Here is a 14,661-nt window from a genome sequence, read left to right as displayed (position 1 = left end):
CTCTTCGATTGGCATCACATAGAGTTGTATGTCGTTCATCCAGTCTCTCCAGAAATCATTCGCTGGCGCCGCACCACACGGCGCCTTCAAGAGCCGGCCCAGAGGGCCGGCGGGAGAGATCAGGCCGCGTCGCGAGCTGGCCTCGCGGCCGCCGGCGTGTCCGCAGGCGCCGACGCGTCCGGCAGAGCACACAGAACCTCGGTCATTGCGTCCGCAAGGCGGCAAATTCCGGTGACCACGAGATCATCGGGATGGATGTCGCAGAAGTGGCCAGGATCGGTCGCATCCGGATCGCCGACCAGCTCGAGGGTCAGCAATCCATGAAACCAGCGGATCTCGCGCCGCAGGTGGGGCCCGAGGTGGGACGCCTGTCGAAGCCGCGAGACTAAGCGCAGAAATCGGCGCTGCGCCGCCGGCCCGCCGAGCAGCAGTGATGCCTCCGAGAGGTCTTCGAGGTGGTCGACGACAAACCTCCGTATTGTCCGGATCGCGATTGTACCTGCAGACCGTGAGGGGGTGATGTTGGGCATTGGTCAGGTCCTTCTGTCGCGGACAGTCCGTGTCCGCTTCAAGCGCCCTGATTTCTCCTTTCTTCGGGGCGGGATGCGGGGCTCGACTCTCTTCGGTAGCAGCCAGGAGAGTGACAGTAGTATCGAACCCGTTCCTTCTGTATTGGCGCGCGAGGCGCAGGCGGCGCGCCCTCAGGCAGAGGGGCGCGCAGACCGAAGGCTCGTGCACGAATATCTTGCTGCGTATTGTCACTCGCGGATCCTGCGGGACTGCCATCCGAGACCATTCGTATCGCGTCTCGTGCTGCAGCTTTCATGCCGATCAGCTCGGCCTCGTCGATCGCGGCCTCACCCGGATGGCCGCGATCCATCGGGGACGATCCGCTCTTCCAAATTCTTCCGCGCTTGCTGTCAGGCAGACACCATGGCGAGGCTACAGATGCGGCGCGCGGTTCCGAGCCTTGTGATGGCCGGTTGATTTTTCCGACTGCGCCGCAATGGTCTTTCGCACCCTTTGCCAGATCGCCTCCCCCGCCGCCCCTTCGCACTCGGCCCGATAAGCCTTGCCGGCTTTTCGCGTGCCATGCCCCAGATGGGTCGCAATGACATCGGCGGCACGTGCCGGGTCGTGACGACGCATGTAGTCCGCGGCAAGGGTCCTCAGCTCGTGTGAGGGGACACCAATCGCAGCCTTTGTAAGTTCGGTCGGCAGATTCCGGTAGGGCTGGCTGTGATCGAGCGATAACCAGTTGCTGCCGACAAGCTCCTGGTAGCGGATATGGATGAGGCGATCGGGCCGCCCGTCGAGGATCCACTCGTCGAGGATTTCGCAGATCTCGGGCCAGATCGCCCCCGTTTCCGCCTCGGCCCGGGTCTTCTCCTGCGCCCACTCGGCGCGCCAAGTTCCGTCGATCTCACGGACGATCTGATGACCGAAGCGCCAGGATACGAGATCGCCCTTGCGCGGCGGCTTGTTCATGATGACCGCGCAGACGACCGCCTGCTGCATGCAGCGGCGTCGCGCTGCGCTATGTGCCGGCAGGTCATGCGCGCGTTCCCTGAGTTCGCGGATCCTGTCGGCGACATGAGCATAGCCTCCGCGTTCCATGAGTCGCGACAGCCGTTCATACTTGTTCTTCTCCGCCAGTTCGGCCTGGTCCCGGAGGTCGCGCGAGATGACCCGCATGGCAATCAGGCCCTCGAGGTAGTTCGCGGCCGTGACCGGCTTCACGCGCCGTTCCGGGTCGGGGTGAAACACAAACGCTTCAGACAGTTCGCGCGCAGCGACGAAGCCATGCGCCTCGGACGCGAGACCTTCCGCGACGATCGTGGCGCATCGCTCGATGCTGGCGATGTAGCGCTGCCTGGTGCTGGTCTTTATTCGAGCGTCGTCGAGGTCCGGCTTCATCCGCCGCCACGTCTCGGGCCAGGCCGCGCCGATGGTCGTCTCAACGGTCGGCGCGACCTTCGCGGCCGGGTTCTGTCGCCGGGCATACCATTCGTAGCTGACGACCTTGGCCAAGGCAGTCGACACATGCGGCGCGTATCGCGCGAGCGCGCGCAGCAGACATCGAAATGTCGACTCCGAAGCGGCCGCGTCCCGGTAAGCCTCCGCGGGCGGCATGGCGAGACTGCCCTTGCCTGCCCGGACCGCCGACCAGAAACGACCCATCACCTGCGCCGCACCCGGCTCGAGTTGCGGCGCGTCCTCGAGCATGGCGCGGCGGATCGCGGCCGGTACATCTTTCAGTGTCGCGTCGAGCCTGGTTTTCATTTCATGTCCTCCGTTGCATGCGCGCAAAAATGGCCGGGTGCCGCTCAAGCAGTGCTGCGCGCACGGCCACGGCCGCCGCTTCACCGCTGTCCTTTCCGTAGTGCCGTTTCGCGACCTGTTCCGTGTTCGCGAGAACGGACGCCACGGTTGCGAATGCGCCGGGGTTCACGGCCAGGAACAGTGTCGCAAGCGCGTGCCGGCACTGATGCGGCGTCAGTCCCAGCCCGAGCTGGCGGTCGCCGAGATCCCACAGCTCCAGGATCGATGCGACGGACATGCAGCCACTGGGGAGGTTCAGCGCTGATTTCCGCAAACGGGGTGCGGCTGTGCCCGGAAACAGATAGGGCGAGTCGCCGAGGTCGCGCAGCTTCATCAGCTTGGGTCGGTCGACTTTGTCCCACTGCCAGAGCACCTTGGCGTCGTCTCCGAGCAGGTTGACGACCAGAGTTTCCCCGTTCTTGACCTCGCCTCCGGAAAATCGGATCTCAGCATGCTCCCGGTCCGCAATCCATGTCAGATTGCGCGGGCAGCCCGGCGTCGCCCGGCGACGGGTCATGAACAGGTTGGCCGGCCGCAGCGCCCGGCTGACCTGGATCGCGTAGGCAGCGGCACAGGCGGAGAGTCGGAGCGCACGATCCTTTTCGAAGTCGGTCGATGCCGCCGCGAGTTCCTCGGTCGAGATGTCGCCGAGCCGGGCGGGGGCGTTCACGAAGGCCGCTGCGAGATGCGGGGACTTTCGCAGACGGTTGCAGATCGCCTCCGCGTCTGCGGTCATTTCGATCGGCGACAACACGTAGTCCGCATGGAACAGCCGCACGAGGCGGATCCGCGCGAGGATCTCGGGATCGCGCAGACCGTGCCGCGCGATCGTCGTTAGGTTCGTGAACCGAGACCACAGCGTCGAGCTTTCGTCCGCATCCTTCAGCGTAGGAGACGCCGCGCTCCGCGCAATCTGCGCGGCGCAGGCCGCTTCCAGCGCGTCGGTGGTGAACGCGTCGCGCAACGTCCCGAGGCCCGCGAACCCGGTCTCCGGCGCATGGCTCTCGCGCAGGAGCCATGTCGTGGCCTGCCGGTAGCCAGCCAGCGCGGTCTCAATGTTCTTGGGCAGCTTTTTCTTCTTGTCACCGACGCGCGCGGCAATCTCCGCATCGATCTCGATGGCCGACCGGCCAAGTCGCATCTGCTCCTTGGCCCATTCTTTCATGTCGGCTGGCTGGCGCAGGGTCTGGCGGAACACCTCCTCCGCATCTGCACGGAAATCGGCGGGCAGCGACTCCCAGGGAATGCGGCGCGCCCGGTCGGAGGCGGCCGGCACGACGAAATCCTGGCGTGGCAGCAGGCCCGCAAGCTCCGGCCAGCGATTGTGTCCGCGTCGCAGCTCGACAATGCGCTGCGCAAACTTCCGTAGCGACTTGCGACCATCCGGCGTCGCGTCGTGCCAGAGCCGGTCGAACTCTGCCTGGTCGAGGTCCGGCAGGGCAAGGCGAGCCCGTGCCCGAACCAGGAGAAACGGCCTGTGGGTGCTGGTGGTGAAAAGCGCGCCGCTGTCGGCAAACCCCTCGTTCTCGACGATGAACTTGATGGCCTTGTCGTCGCTCGCGCGGGCTCAGATCCTCCGGCAAAATGCCACACGCACCCCGATCCCCGAGTCCACGCCGTCATCGCGCAGACACGCGAGTGCGGGACGCTCCAGGCGATCGCCAGGCTGCGCCTCGTTGCCCCGGTGCGGAGCAAACGGGTCGTGATTCTGAGCAGCCTGCCTCTGCCAGGCTTTCCGGTCACCCGGCTTGTCGCGTTCAATCAACTCGCCCGCGGACTCGAACACGAGCCTGATCCGGCAGGCTTCATCCGGATGGAAGCGGCCCTGAGGGCGTTACGTCGGCGGCCTGTTTGCGGCACGCGTCTGTCGGCTGGCGGACTGGCCGCTGACCTTCCGCGCGATTTCAAAACAGACGAGGTAGCGAAGCGTTTCCGACGCGGCAGGCCAACCGATCACCTCGTCGCGCTCTGCGGACGCGTTTCTAAACGGAATGGCTGGCCGCTGACTCTGCTTGCGCTCCGTAAGCCCGGCGGCGGCCATTCCATTCCGGCAATCGTGCTATCGTCGCCCGAAGACGCGTTGAAACAGGCACAGCGGCTATGGCCGGACATGCAAGCATCCTGCGGCACCTGAAATCCGCCCCAGTTTTTCTTTTTCGCGGTGCCGAACGATCCAACATACTCCTCAGCGCGAAGCGGCACCTTTGACAAACCCGGTTTCGCAAAGACTTTGCGAAACCCAACGAGGAATAACTATGACTGAGAAGAAGACTGGCCGCCCCCCGAAATACACCGAGGCGCAGGTGCTCGAGGGTATCAATATCGTCGAGAGAAACGGCGACACCCCGACCGGCGAGACCGTGAAGAAAGCGATGTGCGTCCACCTCGACGTGCCGCCCGGGATCAACGCCCAGAGTCTCGAAAAGGAGGTTCAGCGGCTTCTCAATGAACGGGAACATCAGCAATCCGCGCGTCTGATCGCGGCCTTGCCTGAAACGAGTCGAAATGCAGTCCGAGAAATCTGCCAAGCTGTGGAGGCCGCGATCCTGCTGCACCTGGGCCGCGAACATGATGAACTCCGTCGTGTCAACGAACAGAAGGTCACGCAGAAGGACATGGACCTGGCGAACCAGCGTGCGCAAATTCGTGACCTGCTGATGAAGCTCGATCAACAGGCGGAAGAGGTTGCCGCGCTCGAAGAAGCGGCGCGAGCCATGCAAGACCAACTCCATGAGACGGAAGAGCGGAATTCGGTCCTATTGACACGAGTTACAGAGCTCGAAAAACGTCAGGACTTCAGGGAGGAAATGTTCGCGTTTTGAAGGATACGCTTACTCAGCATGCCACTCCTCTGCCCGAAAAGGGGTAGGCGAAGCCCATTCTGCTGCTGTGGACATTACGGGCAATGCAAGCAGACCGGCCCGTCAGAAAACCCATCCGCCAGACCGGTCAACGGCAATCAGAGGAGGTCCTCGAGGAATTCGGAGACGCGGCCTGCACCGGAAACCCACAAACGCTCCCTCGCCCGGGTGGTGGCGACATAAAGAAGATGGCGTTCCGTCGCCATGATTTCCTCGATCATCGCCTCATCTCGCGCTTCGAGAAGGCGATCTTCCTTGGGGATCACATCTTCGTCGCATGCCATGACTGCGACGGCGCGATACTCGGCCCCCTTCGCATCGTGCATAACGCGAATTTCCGGTCGTTCATCGCCGCCAGTCAGCGATCGGAAGGTGTCCCGGGCGGCCTTCGCACGGGGAAGCTCGTCCTCGCTTCGAACCAAGAGCGCAACCTCCCGCTCTGTGAAATCCTCCTCAGCCAAGCCGGCGAGCCAGCCGGCGAGAGCCTTGATCTCTGCATCAACATCCGGGAATTCGGCGATTTCCGGTGTCGGGCCATCGAATAGCGACACGACGCCAGTGCGCCGATCCTCGTTGCCGTCTGCCTCAGTCAAGCTGAGGGGCAGCAGCCGGTCGGACTGGCTACGGATCTGTTGCGATGTTCGATAGTTGACCTTCAGGCTGCGCGATCGTCCCCGCACATCTACCCCGGCAGCCTTCCAGGGGAATGGCGCACGAAAGATTCGCTGGCCGATGTCGCCGGCGAAGAACAGGCCGTTCGGCCGCTCTCCGGCAATGGCAGCCAGAAAATGCAGTTCCGGCACAGAAATGTCTTGTGCCTCGTCCACGACCGCATGGGTAAACGGCCGCGGCGCACCTCCACGATACTGCCCCGCGAGAGCGTGAAGCATCTGGGCGTGGGTTCGCTTGCCCTGGCCCTCAAGCGCGGCGCGCGCATCGGAGAAGACGTCCCACAGCGCATCCCGGCGTGAGGCCGCCATGCGCGTGAGCCGGCCGAGGCGCGGCAGATCTCGGTATGCATCGCGGTCGACCACCGCCCAGGCGTCGACAACGAGACGCCATTCGTCCTGCAAGAATCCAGGGTCCACGCTCACATCTGCCGCCGCGGCGGCGTCAGCCAAGGCCTTGGCGACATCATCGGATGTTGCCTCCTCGACCGGGCCGAAGGCTTCGACATAAAGATTGTGTGCCAGTTCCCCCAACGCGCGGGTCGTTACACGGCCTCTAACTGCCGTATCCGGCAGAAGCATGGGCAGTTTCGCCGAAAGGCCATCGGCCAGCCGCCGATTGAAGGTAGTGAGCAAGATGTGTGCCGCAGCATCTTCGCGGGCCAGCCGGGCCGCCCTGTGCAAGGCAACGACCGTCTTGCCGGTCCCGGCCGAGCCGATCACCCGGGCCGGGCCATTGAAGTCCCGGTCCACGAATTCCTTCTGGGCCGGGTGCAGCCAGACAGCCCATCGCTCCCAAGGCGCCTCGAGCGCGGCGGCCAGATCGGCCTCAGTGGTCGTGAGGCGAAAACGCCGCGCGGCATCAGGATGTTCGTAGGGATCCTCGGCGTGCGGTGCGGGCGCTGGACGCTCGCCCGTGGCTGCCTGCAATAGCGCCTCGCCGGCCTCTGCGGGAAGGTGGCCCGCGATGTCCAGCACCGTATCCTCGGTGGCATCGCGCACCGTTTCCAGCCAATCCTGGGGCACGCCCCAAGACAGCAGCGTGTCATCGTCCTCGTCGGCGAAGAGACGAGGTTTCTTGACCGCTTCCTCGACGTAGCGTTGGATGATCACGTCTTCGACCGTCTCTCGGATCTCGACGATCTGCGCCGCACCCGTTTTCGGATGCACGTCGATCCGGCGCCGCTCGGCCCAGCGGTAGGCGTCATCATGGTGGCCGACCCACGCAAGTAGCGTGGCGCCGTCCTTCTTGTGCAGGACGAGTCGAACATCGCGATTCACCCGCGCGGTCCAGAAATGCGGGTCCTTGGCCCGGTCGACGCGGTGCATCTGGAGGCCCGGGTTGTCGGGGTTCATCTGCGCGTCGAAGGCCGCGGTCTTCGCGGCCTTCTGTTCCTGGCCTGAGAGCTTCGTGAGCGCGTCGGAGAAGGTGTCGGCGATACGGAAGGTCATTCTTCCTCGTCCGGAACTGTATGGTCATAGATTTCCTGAACCATTTCAGTGATAGGCGGATAAACGTTGTCGCCGTCGAAATACTGCGAGAACTTTTCAGCAGTACCGAATTTTGGTCCTTGCCGATTGAGCGGAGGTTCAGCACCCACGATAAGGATCCCCTCAAGGCTGTTCAGGACCTCAGATATTTCCATTTTTTTGAATTTCGCATTCCTCAGGTGAGAAACGGAACTCTCAGTGGCCTCATAACCTTTAAGGCCAAACCAGGAGAATTTGGTCCAACGCTCGGCCAAATTTTTCTGAGTATGAATCTTTAATCTGCCAAATAGCGTCGCGTTTCCGAATCCCGCCTGCCCCACGTATAGTAATCTGAAGTTATCGTCGTATAGGCAGTAGATCCCGGCCTGCTCTCTGAAATCGACAACCAATGCTTGGCGCTCAACATTCCGAACACCTTTCAGATGGCCCGGTTCGTCTGCCCGGCCTCCACCATAATTCCAGTGGACACTGTCTCTTCTCCAGAATAGCCCGTAGTTCTTGATCATACCCCGATCACCTTCATCACTTCGTCCCCGAGGTGGTTGATCACCTTCACCGCGATCCGCCCAGATTTCGGCCGTGCGAACGCCCGGGACTCCGTCCGTTTCAGGCTCTGCCAGGCCTCCTCGTCGATCTCCGCCTTCAGCGTCGTCTTGAGCTGCTTGTAAGGGATCTCTGCCCCCGGGAAATACGCGTGGCGAACGAAGAAGCTCTGCTCGTCGTAATCCGTGTCGATGAACCAACAGGCGATTTCGTCAGGGTCCGAGGACGACACCTCGCCCGTGGCGGGGCGGAAGATGTCGACGCCCAGGAGACGCACGCGCAGCTTGTCGCCCTCTTCGACGATCTCGATGTCCGGCTCGCCGAAGACCACGAAGAGGTTGCCGCCGCCCGCCTTCAGGTCTCCCGCCATGTGCAGGTCGGCGTTCATCCGGGCCTGTAGGACGGTGATGCGCCCCAGCTTGTGGAACTCGGCCGTGTGCGCGTCGAAGTTGAAGGCGCAGGCGATCACCAGGTCGAACCCGGCATCCGCCGCCTCGCGCGCGGCGGCCACGAGGTCGGCGCGCTGGAGGGTGCCGTATTCGGGGCCGATGAGGATGCCGGCGCGACGCTCGGTCTCGCCCTCCATGTAGCGGCCCTCGGCGGCGAGCCATTCCCCGGGCCAGGCGGAGAGCGAGGTGAAATCGATGCGATCCTCGCGTCCGGCCTGCTGGACGCCGGCCTTGGACAGGTTTTCGAGGATCGCGGTGCGGTAGTTCTCTGCCTCCTGCTCCCCTGCCCTGCGCTTGCCGCTGGCGGCGTCGGCTTCGTCGATCAGCTCGCCCTGTTCGTTGACCGCCTGGGTGCGGTGCGGCGAGAGCGACTCGACGGTGAAGGGCCCCGCGACGCGGACGCGCTTCTTGTCCTCGTAGGGCTTGTCGTAGAGGTATTCGTGATCGGCCTTGGCGGCGATGCTGGCGTCAATCTCCTTCTGGCGGGCGATGCGCGCCTTCCAGAAGTCTTGCAGCGCCGTCTTGGCCGCGTCGGGCCAACCGTCCGGCGCCTCACGCGGGATCTCCCATTCCATGAAGCCGTTCGTCGGGGCCATCTCTCCGCTGGGCAACTCAACCTCCCCCGAGGCGGTGAAGTCGATCTTCTTGCCCTTGCGGCCGCCGGTTTCGACCTCGAAGGGTGTGGGGTGGCCATGGAGGGCAGCGTTGAGCGCGGCGCGGGCCTCCTCGACGGCGGGCTGCATCGCCTCCCAGATCGTGTCGATCTCGGTGTTGTTGGCGATGCTCTTCAGCGTGATGTGCGGCACGCGCTGGTAGACGAAGCCGTGGCGGATATCGTTGTAGGTGTCGGCGGTCGAGGGGGCGGAGCGGGTGACCTCGGCCTCCTTCTTCTGGCCTGCATCGGAATCCTTGAGCAGATACCAGGGGTATTTCGCGCCCATGATCCGCGCGCGGGCGAGCGCGAGGGCCACGCGGGAGGTGTCGATGGTGATCCAGCGCCGCCCCCATTGCTCGGCCACATAGGCTGTGGTGCCGGAGCCGCAGGTGGGATCGAGCACGAGGTCACCGGGGTCGGTGGTCATGAGGAGGCAGCGTTGAATTAGCGAACTACTGCTTTGAACCACGTAGATTTTTGGGTCGCTTCGACTCTGGATGCCTCCAAGATCATTCCAAACGTTCCCGCGTTCAAATGCGCCATAGTCGTTAAGGTATCGAACGTATGCAACACGCTTCCCCTCTTGCTCTAACCTCCGGGCCTTCAAGAGGCGTTCCATCCCTGTCTCACTGGTTTTCCAGAAGTTGCTTCCAGGATTAAAACGGATGCCTCCCATTCGAACAGGGTAGTTGCCCGGCGGCTTGGGACTGGTAATTGTGTCTTTCCTGAATACCCGAAACTCTTGCGATCCGGGATCGAAATCAGGGACTTGGGAGACATGGAGACGGTGTCCATCAGGAAACTCGATCAGACGATACTTGGCCGCGCCGTCTCCACCGAACTCCTTAACTTGGAGCGGCCTGCGGAATTTCGCGTTGTCGGCATTCTTTGCAAACCAGACCACGTAGTCAGCGACCCCGGCAAGATATCGTGAGGTTTGCCCTCCAGTCTTTGTGACGGTGATCAAAGAAACAAAGTTGTCTTCTCCAAACACCTCATCCATCAGCGCCCGCACCCGATGGACGTTCTCGTCTCCGATCTGGACGAAGCAGGATCCGCTCTCGGTCAGCAATTCGCGCGCCACAACCAACCGGTCGCGCAGGTATTGCAGGTAGGAATGGATGCCGTCGCGCCAGGTATCGCGAAAGGCCTTCACCTGCTCGGGCTCGCGGGTCAGGTGCTCCAACTTGCCGTCCTCAACGCTGCGCGAGGCGGTGGACCACTGGAAGTTGGAGTTGAACTTGATGCCATAGGGCGGGTCGATATAGATCGCCTGCACCTGCCCCTTCAGCCCCTCGCGCTCGGCCAGGCTCGCCATGACCTGCAGCCCGTCGCCCAGGATCATCCGGTTCGACCATTTCTTCTGGTGGCGGTAGAACTCGATCTCCGCCTCACGGTCGTCGTCGGTGATGCCGAAATGGTCGAAGAGGTCCGCGCCGCCGCCCTGCCCGTTGCGCTGCCCTCCTGCCCTCAGATCCTCGATGATCGCCTTGGGGTGGACCTGTTCCTGCAGGTAGATCGGCGGCGCGTCGACGGTGATCTCGGTCTGGTCGATGTCCTTGCCGCGCCAGATCAGCTGCGGGTCGAGATCCGGGTTGCGCTGTTCGTATGCGACCTTGATGGGCCGGGCATCGTCCGGGTCCATCATGGGCGCGAGTTCCGGCGTGGGGATGTTCACGCGCTGGTCGTCGTGGGTGATGGGGTCGATCTGGGTTTTCTTGTCGGTCATTCTGCTCGCCTCGTCACGATCTCGCCGATCGCTTGTTCGTATGATTTCCGGGTGTGCTCCATCCAGTCGATCAGGTCCGGCCAGCGTGCGGGATCGCTGTAGCTCATCCCGGCGCGTTTCCACAGGAAGTGGCCGTTCGATCCTTCGAAGGTGGCGCCGAGCGTGGCGGCCAGCCTGTCGGCATCCGGGTGGAGCTTGTCGATCAGACTCTGCCCGTCCGACCCACGGGCGCCGCGCATGAACGCGCCGCAGTCTTCGCTGCCCACCCAAAGGGACAGGTAGGCTTCTTCGCCCAGCCCCTCGATGGGCACCCAGGCCGAGGAGAGGCGCAGCGGGCGCAGCCCCCATTCGGCCGCTCCGGGCACGCGGTCGAGGTAGGCCTGCCAGAAAGCGCGCCGCTTCTCACCGACCTCGGACGGGGCGCTGGACTGGCGCGCCCTGCGCGTGAGACTGCGCTCCCAGTCATTGGGTTTCTCGACAACCTCGAAGACGGGAGCCAGAGGGCTGTTGCCGATCCGGACGACACGCGCTTTGACGGCGAAGAAGGAAAATCCGTCCGCGGTGTGCTCGTTGAGCCATCGGATGGCGGACAGGTGCGGTTCGCGGAATGCCGGCGCGATCCAGATAACGGTCTGCGCCTCGAGCCCCGCGAGGTAAGTCATGATCTGGCCGAGGTGGGTGTGGTCAGTGGTCTCAAGCTGGTTCTCGATCAGGACAACGTTGTCTTCCTCGTCGCGCGCCAGGATGTCGGCCGAGAATGTTTCGACCGCAACCTCGGTGCCGGTCAGCTCGAGTTGGACACCGATAGCCTCCGACAGGTGTTCGATGTTCTCGGCCAGCCACGGGGTGAACTGGAGAGCTTCATGCTTCCAGGCCTCGCGCAGGGGAAGGTCTTCGAGGCGGCCGAACTGGATATCCGTCATGCAGGCTCTCCGACGGTCTGTCCGATCAGCCGGTCAAGATCCTCGGCATAGCGGTAGGGATTGAGGAGCTCGGCATAGCCCCAGCGGCCGTAGCGGCCGAGCGCGTTGACGCCGGGCACCCACTGGTGTCGCGTGGCCTCGGCCTTCAGCCGGTCCTTGGCATCGCGGAAGCCCTTGGCCTCGATGATCAGCGTGGTGGGTTCGGGTGTGTCCAGCGCGACCAGGAAATCGGGGCGGTAGTGTTTGGGCTCGCCCTCCACGAGGTAGGGAATTTCGAAGCCGAGGTTGTGGTTCTTGGCGTAGGCCCGGGTCATCGGGTGGTCCTCGATGACCTTTGCGAGCTTCGCCTCCCAGTCGCTGTCGGTGACAATCCAGTTGATGTGCGACCGGTCAGGACGTGGCCAGAAGCGCGTGGCCTTGGAGGTGTTGAAGGACACGTCCATGGTTGACCCGATGGGGCTGTAGGGCTCCAGAACGGCTCGAATGACGGCATCGCCCTCGCGACCGACCGTGAGGGCGTGAAGGATCGTATCGCAGACCTCGTCGGCGATCTGCTTGTAGGTCAGCTGCGCTTTCTGTGTGCCGCCGGAGAGGATCAGGCGGTCACTGTCCAGCCACTGGCGCACGATGCGCTTGGCGCGCGGAAAGAGGTGGGTCTTCGGCGTTTCGCCCGCGTCTCGGAGCTTGTGCATGACCAAGTGCGAGGCGATCTTGGTCGCGATCTCGGACGGGCGCATCTGGCCGAGATGGGCGAGCGTGATGTGTGCTGGTTCCCCGACGATGCCCTGCATGGTGACCTCAGTCGCTCCGGCCTTGGCCGGGGTCAGTTCGTAAGGTTCGACCTTGGAGAAATCGACGGCGAGCGTGTCGTTGGGCAGGTCCGTCCGGTAGCCCTCGACCCGTGGGTATACGATCTCGAGGTGGTCGCGCTCGGGCGAGACGGCACGGACCTGCACGACCTCGCGCGGCGGTGTGGGTGGCGCGACGCGGGGGCCGTCAGAAAAGTTGAGCCCATCGATGCCCATGATGTCGGCGTATTCGGTGGTGAAGAGCCCCTCTTCGTTCACATCGTAGGATAGGCGGCGCAGGGCGCGACCGACGACCTGTTCGCAGATAAGCCGCGTGCCGAAAGCTCGCAGGCCCAGAATGTGGGTGACGTTGTTGGCGTCCCAGCCTTCGGTCAACATGGAGACGGACACAACGCAGCGCACTTGTTCGCCGAGCTTCCCTTTCTTGCCGACTGTGTTCATCACCTCGCGCAGGATTTCGGACTCGTCGATCTGGTCCGTGCCTTCGCCGCGCGCGGCCTTTTCGCGGCGAAAGGCTTCAATTTCGGCGGCATGGGCCTCACGGAAGCCCTTGTCGACCTCGCCGCCGGATTCGATGGCGGAGCTATCGATCAGGATCGTGCGCGGCCGGTCGAGGCGCTCGCCGCCGTCGGCGTAGTTACGAAAGAGCGAACAGCGACCCTGAACGGTGTCGATTACACCGTTCTCGTCCTCACGTTCGAACCCTGCAATGTAGTCACGGACGAGTTCTGAATTTGTGGTGTTGTTGCAGACCACGATGAAAACCGGAGGAATACCGACCTCCGCTTTTTCCCATTCTCGGTAGGTCTTCTCGTAGTGGCCGTATAGCGCGTCGATGGCCGTTTGTAATTCCAGAGGTAGCTTCAGAGGGTCAGGCTTCTTTTCGCCGCGCGCCTTCTTCGGCATCTTTTTCCCGATGGCCCTCCAGAGGTTGCGATAGAGCGGTTCTGGCTGGCCTGCGACGTTGTCGGCGACGGGGACACGAGGCAGCTTCACGATCCCGCATTCGATGGCATCCATGAGAGAGAAGTCGCTGGCCACCCAGGGAAAGAGCGTGCCCTCCACCCAACCGGAACCGGACAGAAAAAAGGGTGTCGCGGACAGATCATAGACAGTCCGTATACCCAGATGGCGCCTGGCCGCCTCGAGGCCGGATATCCAGAGCCTTGCGGCATCGCTGTTCTCTTCCGCCTCTTTCTTCGCATCGCCGGTCAACTTCTCCTGTTCGGCGTCAGGTCGTTCTCGATAGCAGTGATGCGCCTCATCATTGATCACCGTGATCGGGCCAGAGGACATGAGTTCGGGCATCACGCGCGCGAGCATCTGACCTTCGGTTTCGAGCGTCTGCGGACCGTCTCCATGGCCGGACAGCGCCGCCCGTGTTCCCTTGGCCAGGATAACCTTCTCCCGGAGCTTGAACGCATGATAATTGGTGATGACGATCTTGGCGGTCTGCATGTCCGTCATCAGATCGGACGGAACAAGATTTAGCCGGCCATAGTAATTATCCGGCTCCGAAGGCTTGAGAACGCGCAGGCGATCACGGATCGTTATGCCCGGCGCGACAATCAGGAAGCCCTTCCCGAAGCTCTTGGATGACGGCGAGCGCGCGGCATTGAGAACCTGCCAAGCCATCAGCATGGCCATGACGGTGGTTTTGCCTGCCCCGGTTGCGAGTTTGAGCGCGATACGGAACAGGTCCGGATTGGCCGCCGCATTCGACGCTTTCAGCCATTCGAGGAAGCGCTTACCGCGCTTGCCGTCCTTCGGGGCCACCTCGGATAGCCAGATCGCGACCTCTACTGCTTCAAGCTGACAGAAAAAGGGCCGGATCGGTACAGTCTCATCTGCCTGAATCGCCCGCCAATGCTGCAAGAGCCTCTGGGTGACGGGAGAAACGCGCCATTGCGCCGGGTTAGGCAGGTTGCGCCATGTGTCGACTGCATCCCTCAATTCGTTGATGTAGGGTGTCGGGTTGTAATCCACGTCCTCCGTCGACAGGTCATCGAACGTCAGGCTCGCCTGTTTACCGACCTTCGCCTTCGCTCCCGGCATCGCCGAAATCAGATCTGACTTTCTTCGCCGCTCGATTATGCGGTCAGTCGGACGACCATCCTTGTCCAATTCCCAATTCCGCTCCGGAACACGGTAGGGCGAATTCAAAATTGGGGCGTCGAAAAAGCTCTGCGACATCCAAAGACTCCTATACTG

Annotated in this window: 10 protein-coding genes; 2 read left to right on the top strand and 8 right to left on the bottom strand. The window is 62.8% G+C overall.

Translation table 11 applies throughout. The annotated features are described in order from the left end of the window. Positions 1 to 119: 119 nt before the first annotated feature. The 3 genes from CBW24_RS08685 to CBW24_RS08675 form a co-directional block, all read right to left on the bottom strand. The gene (locus CBW24_RS08685; protein ID WP_097373351.1) at positions 120 to 530 is read right to left on the bottom strand and encodes a hypothetical protein; all 411 of its coding nucleotides are present in this window, start codon (positions 528 to 530) and stop codon (positions 120 to 122) included. Positions 531 to 942: 412 nt separating this feature from the next. Further along, positions 943 to 2,283, bottom strand: a complete 1,341-nt coding sequence (locus CBW24_RS08680) for a hypothetical protein (protein WP_097373350.1) — start codon at positions 2,281 to 2,283, stop codon at positions 943 to 945. Between the two features lies 1 nt (position 2,284). After that, the gene (locus CBW24_RS08675) at positions 2,285 to 3,598 is read right to left on the bottom strand and encodes a hypothetical protein (protein WP_232529635.1); all 1,314 of its coding nucleotides are present in this window, start codon (positions 3,596 to 3,598) and stop codon (positions 2,285 to 2,287) included. A gap of 120 nt (positions 3,599 to 3,718) precedes the next feature. Here CBW24_RS08675 and CBW24_RS18630 point away from each other — a divergent pair, with 120 nt between their 5' ends. Beyond that, positions 3,719 to 4,456 (top strand): hypothetical protein, encoded by a 738-nt coding sequence (locus CBW24_RS18630; RefSeq protein WP_232529627.1) that lies wholly within the window; start codon positions 3,719 to 3,721, stop codon positions 4,454 to 4,456. Between the two features lie 121 nt (positions 4,457 to 4,577). Then, on the top strand, positions 4,578 to 5,144 hold the full coding sequence (locus tag CBW24_RS08660) for a hypothetical protein (protein WP_097373347.1): 567 nt from the start codon (positions 4,578 to 4,580) through the stop codon (positions 5,142 to 5,144). Positions 5,145 to 5,281: 137 nt separating this feature from the next. On the opposite strand, the gene CBW24_RS08655 is transcribed toward CBW24_RS08660, so the two are convergent. From CBW24_RS08655 to CBW24_RS08635, 5 genes are read right to left on the bottom strand one after another with little or no spacing between them, the layout of a single operon-like run. Next, positions 5,282 to 7,303 (bottom strand): 3'-5' exonuclease, encoded by a 2,022-nt coding sequence (locus CBW24_RS08655; RefSeq protein ID WP_097373346.1) that lies wholly within the window; start codon positions 7,301 to 7,303, stop codon positions 5,282 to 5,284. Further along, entirely contained in the window at positions 7,300 to 7,848 is a 549-nt protein-coding gene (locus tag CBW24_RS08650; protein ID WP_097373345.1) for a GIY-YIG nuclease family protein, read from the bottom strand. The genes CBW24_RS08655 and CBW24_RS08650 overlap by 4 nt, the downstream gene beginning before the upstream one ends. Further along, positions 7,845 to 10,718 carry a site-specific DNA-methyltransferase gene (locus CBW24_RS08645; protein WP_097373344.1) on the bottom strand — a complete coding sequence of 958 codons (2,874 nt, stop codon included), beginning with the start codon at positions 10,716 to 10,718 and terminating at the stop codon, positions 7,845 to 7,847. The genes CBW24_RS08650 and CBW24_RS08645 overlap by 4 nt, the downstream gene beginning before the upstream one ends. After that, positions 10,715 to 11,641, bottom strand: a complete 927-nt coding sequence (locus CBW24_RS08640) for a PDDEXK family nuclease (protein ID WP_097373343.1) — start codon at positions 11,639 to 11,641, stop codon at positions 10,715 to 10,717. The genes CBW24_RS08645 and CBW24_RS08640 overlap by 4 nt, the downstream gene beginning before the upstream one ends. Continuing rightward, positions 11,638 to 14,643, bottom strand: a complete 3,006-nt coding sequence (locus CBW24_RS08635; protein WP_097373342.1) for a BPTD_3080 family restriction endonuclease — start codon at positions 14,641 to 14,643, stop codon at positions 11,638 to 11,640. Before CBW24_RS08635 ends, CBW24_RS08640 begins: the two co-directional genes overlap by 4 nt. Between the last annotated feature and the right edge of the window lie 18 nt (positions 14,644 to 14,661).

Origin of the sequence: Pacificitalea manganoxidans (assembly GCF_002504165.1) — a bacterium.
In the GTDB taxonomy this organism is placed as follows: domain Bacteria; phylum Pseudomonadota; class Alphaproteobacteria; order Rhodobacterales; family Rhodobacteraceae; genus Pacificitalea; species Pacificitalea manganoxidans.
The sequence above is the reverse complement of the archived record's forward strand: the minus strand, read 5'-3'. Positions and strand labels throughout refer to the sequence as shown.

Coding starts and splice junctions, on each gene's coding strand:
- CBW24_RS08650 (WP_097373345.1), bottom strand. CDS start 7,848: ATGATCAAGAACTACGGGCTATTCTGGAGAAGAGACAGTGTCCACTGG.
- CBW24_RS08645 (WP_097373344.1), bottom strand. CDS start 10,718: ATGACCGACAAGAAAACCCAGATCGACCCCATCACCCACGACGACCAG.
- CBW24_RS08680 (WP_097373350.1), bottom strand. CDS start 2,283: ATGAAAACCAGGCTCGACGCGACACTGAAAGATGTACCGGCCGCGATC.
- CBW24_RS08685 (WP_097373351.1), bottom strand. CDS start 530: ATGCCCAACATCACCCCCTCACGGTCTGCAGGTACAATCGCGATCCGG.
- CBW24_RS08660 (WP_097373347.1), top strand. CDS start 4,578: ATGACTGAGAAGAAGACTGGCCGCCCCCCGAAATACACCGAGGCGCAG.
- CBW24_RS08655 (WP_097373346.1), bottom strand. CDS start 7,303: ATGACCTTCCGTATCGCCGACACCTTCTCCGACGCGCTCACGAAGCTC.
- CBW24_RS08635 (WP_097373342.1), bottom strand. CDS start 14,643: ATGTCGCAGAGCTTTTTCGACGCCCCAATTTTGAATTCGCCCTACCGT.
- CBW24_RS08640 (WP_097373343.1), bottom strand. CDS start 11,641: ATGACGGATATCCAGTTCGGCCGCCTCGAAGACCTTCCCCTGCGCGAG.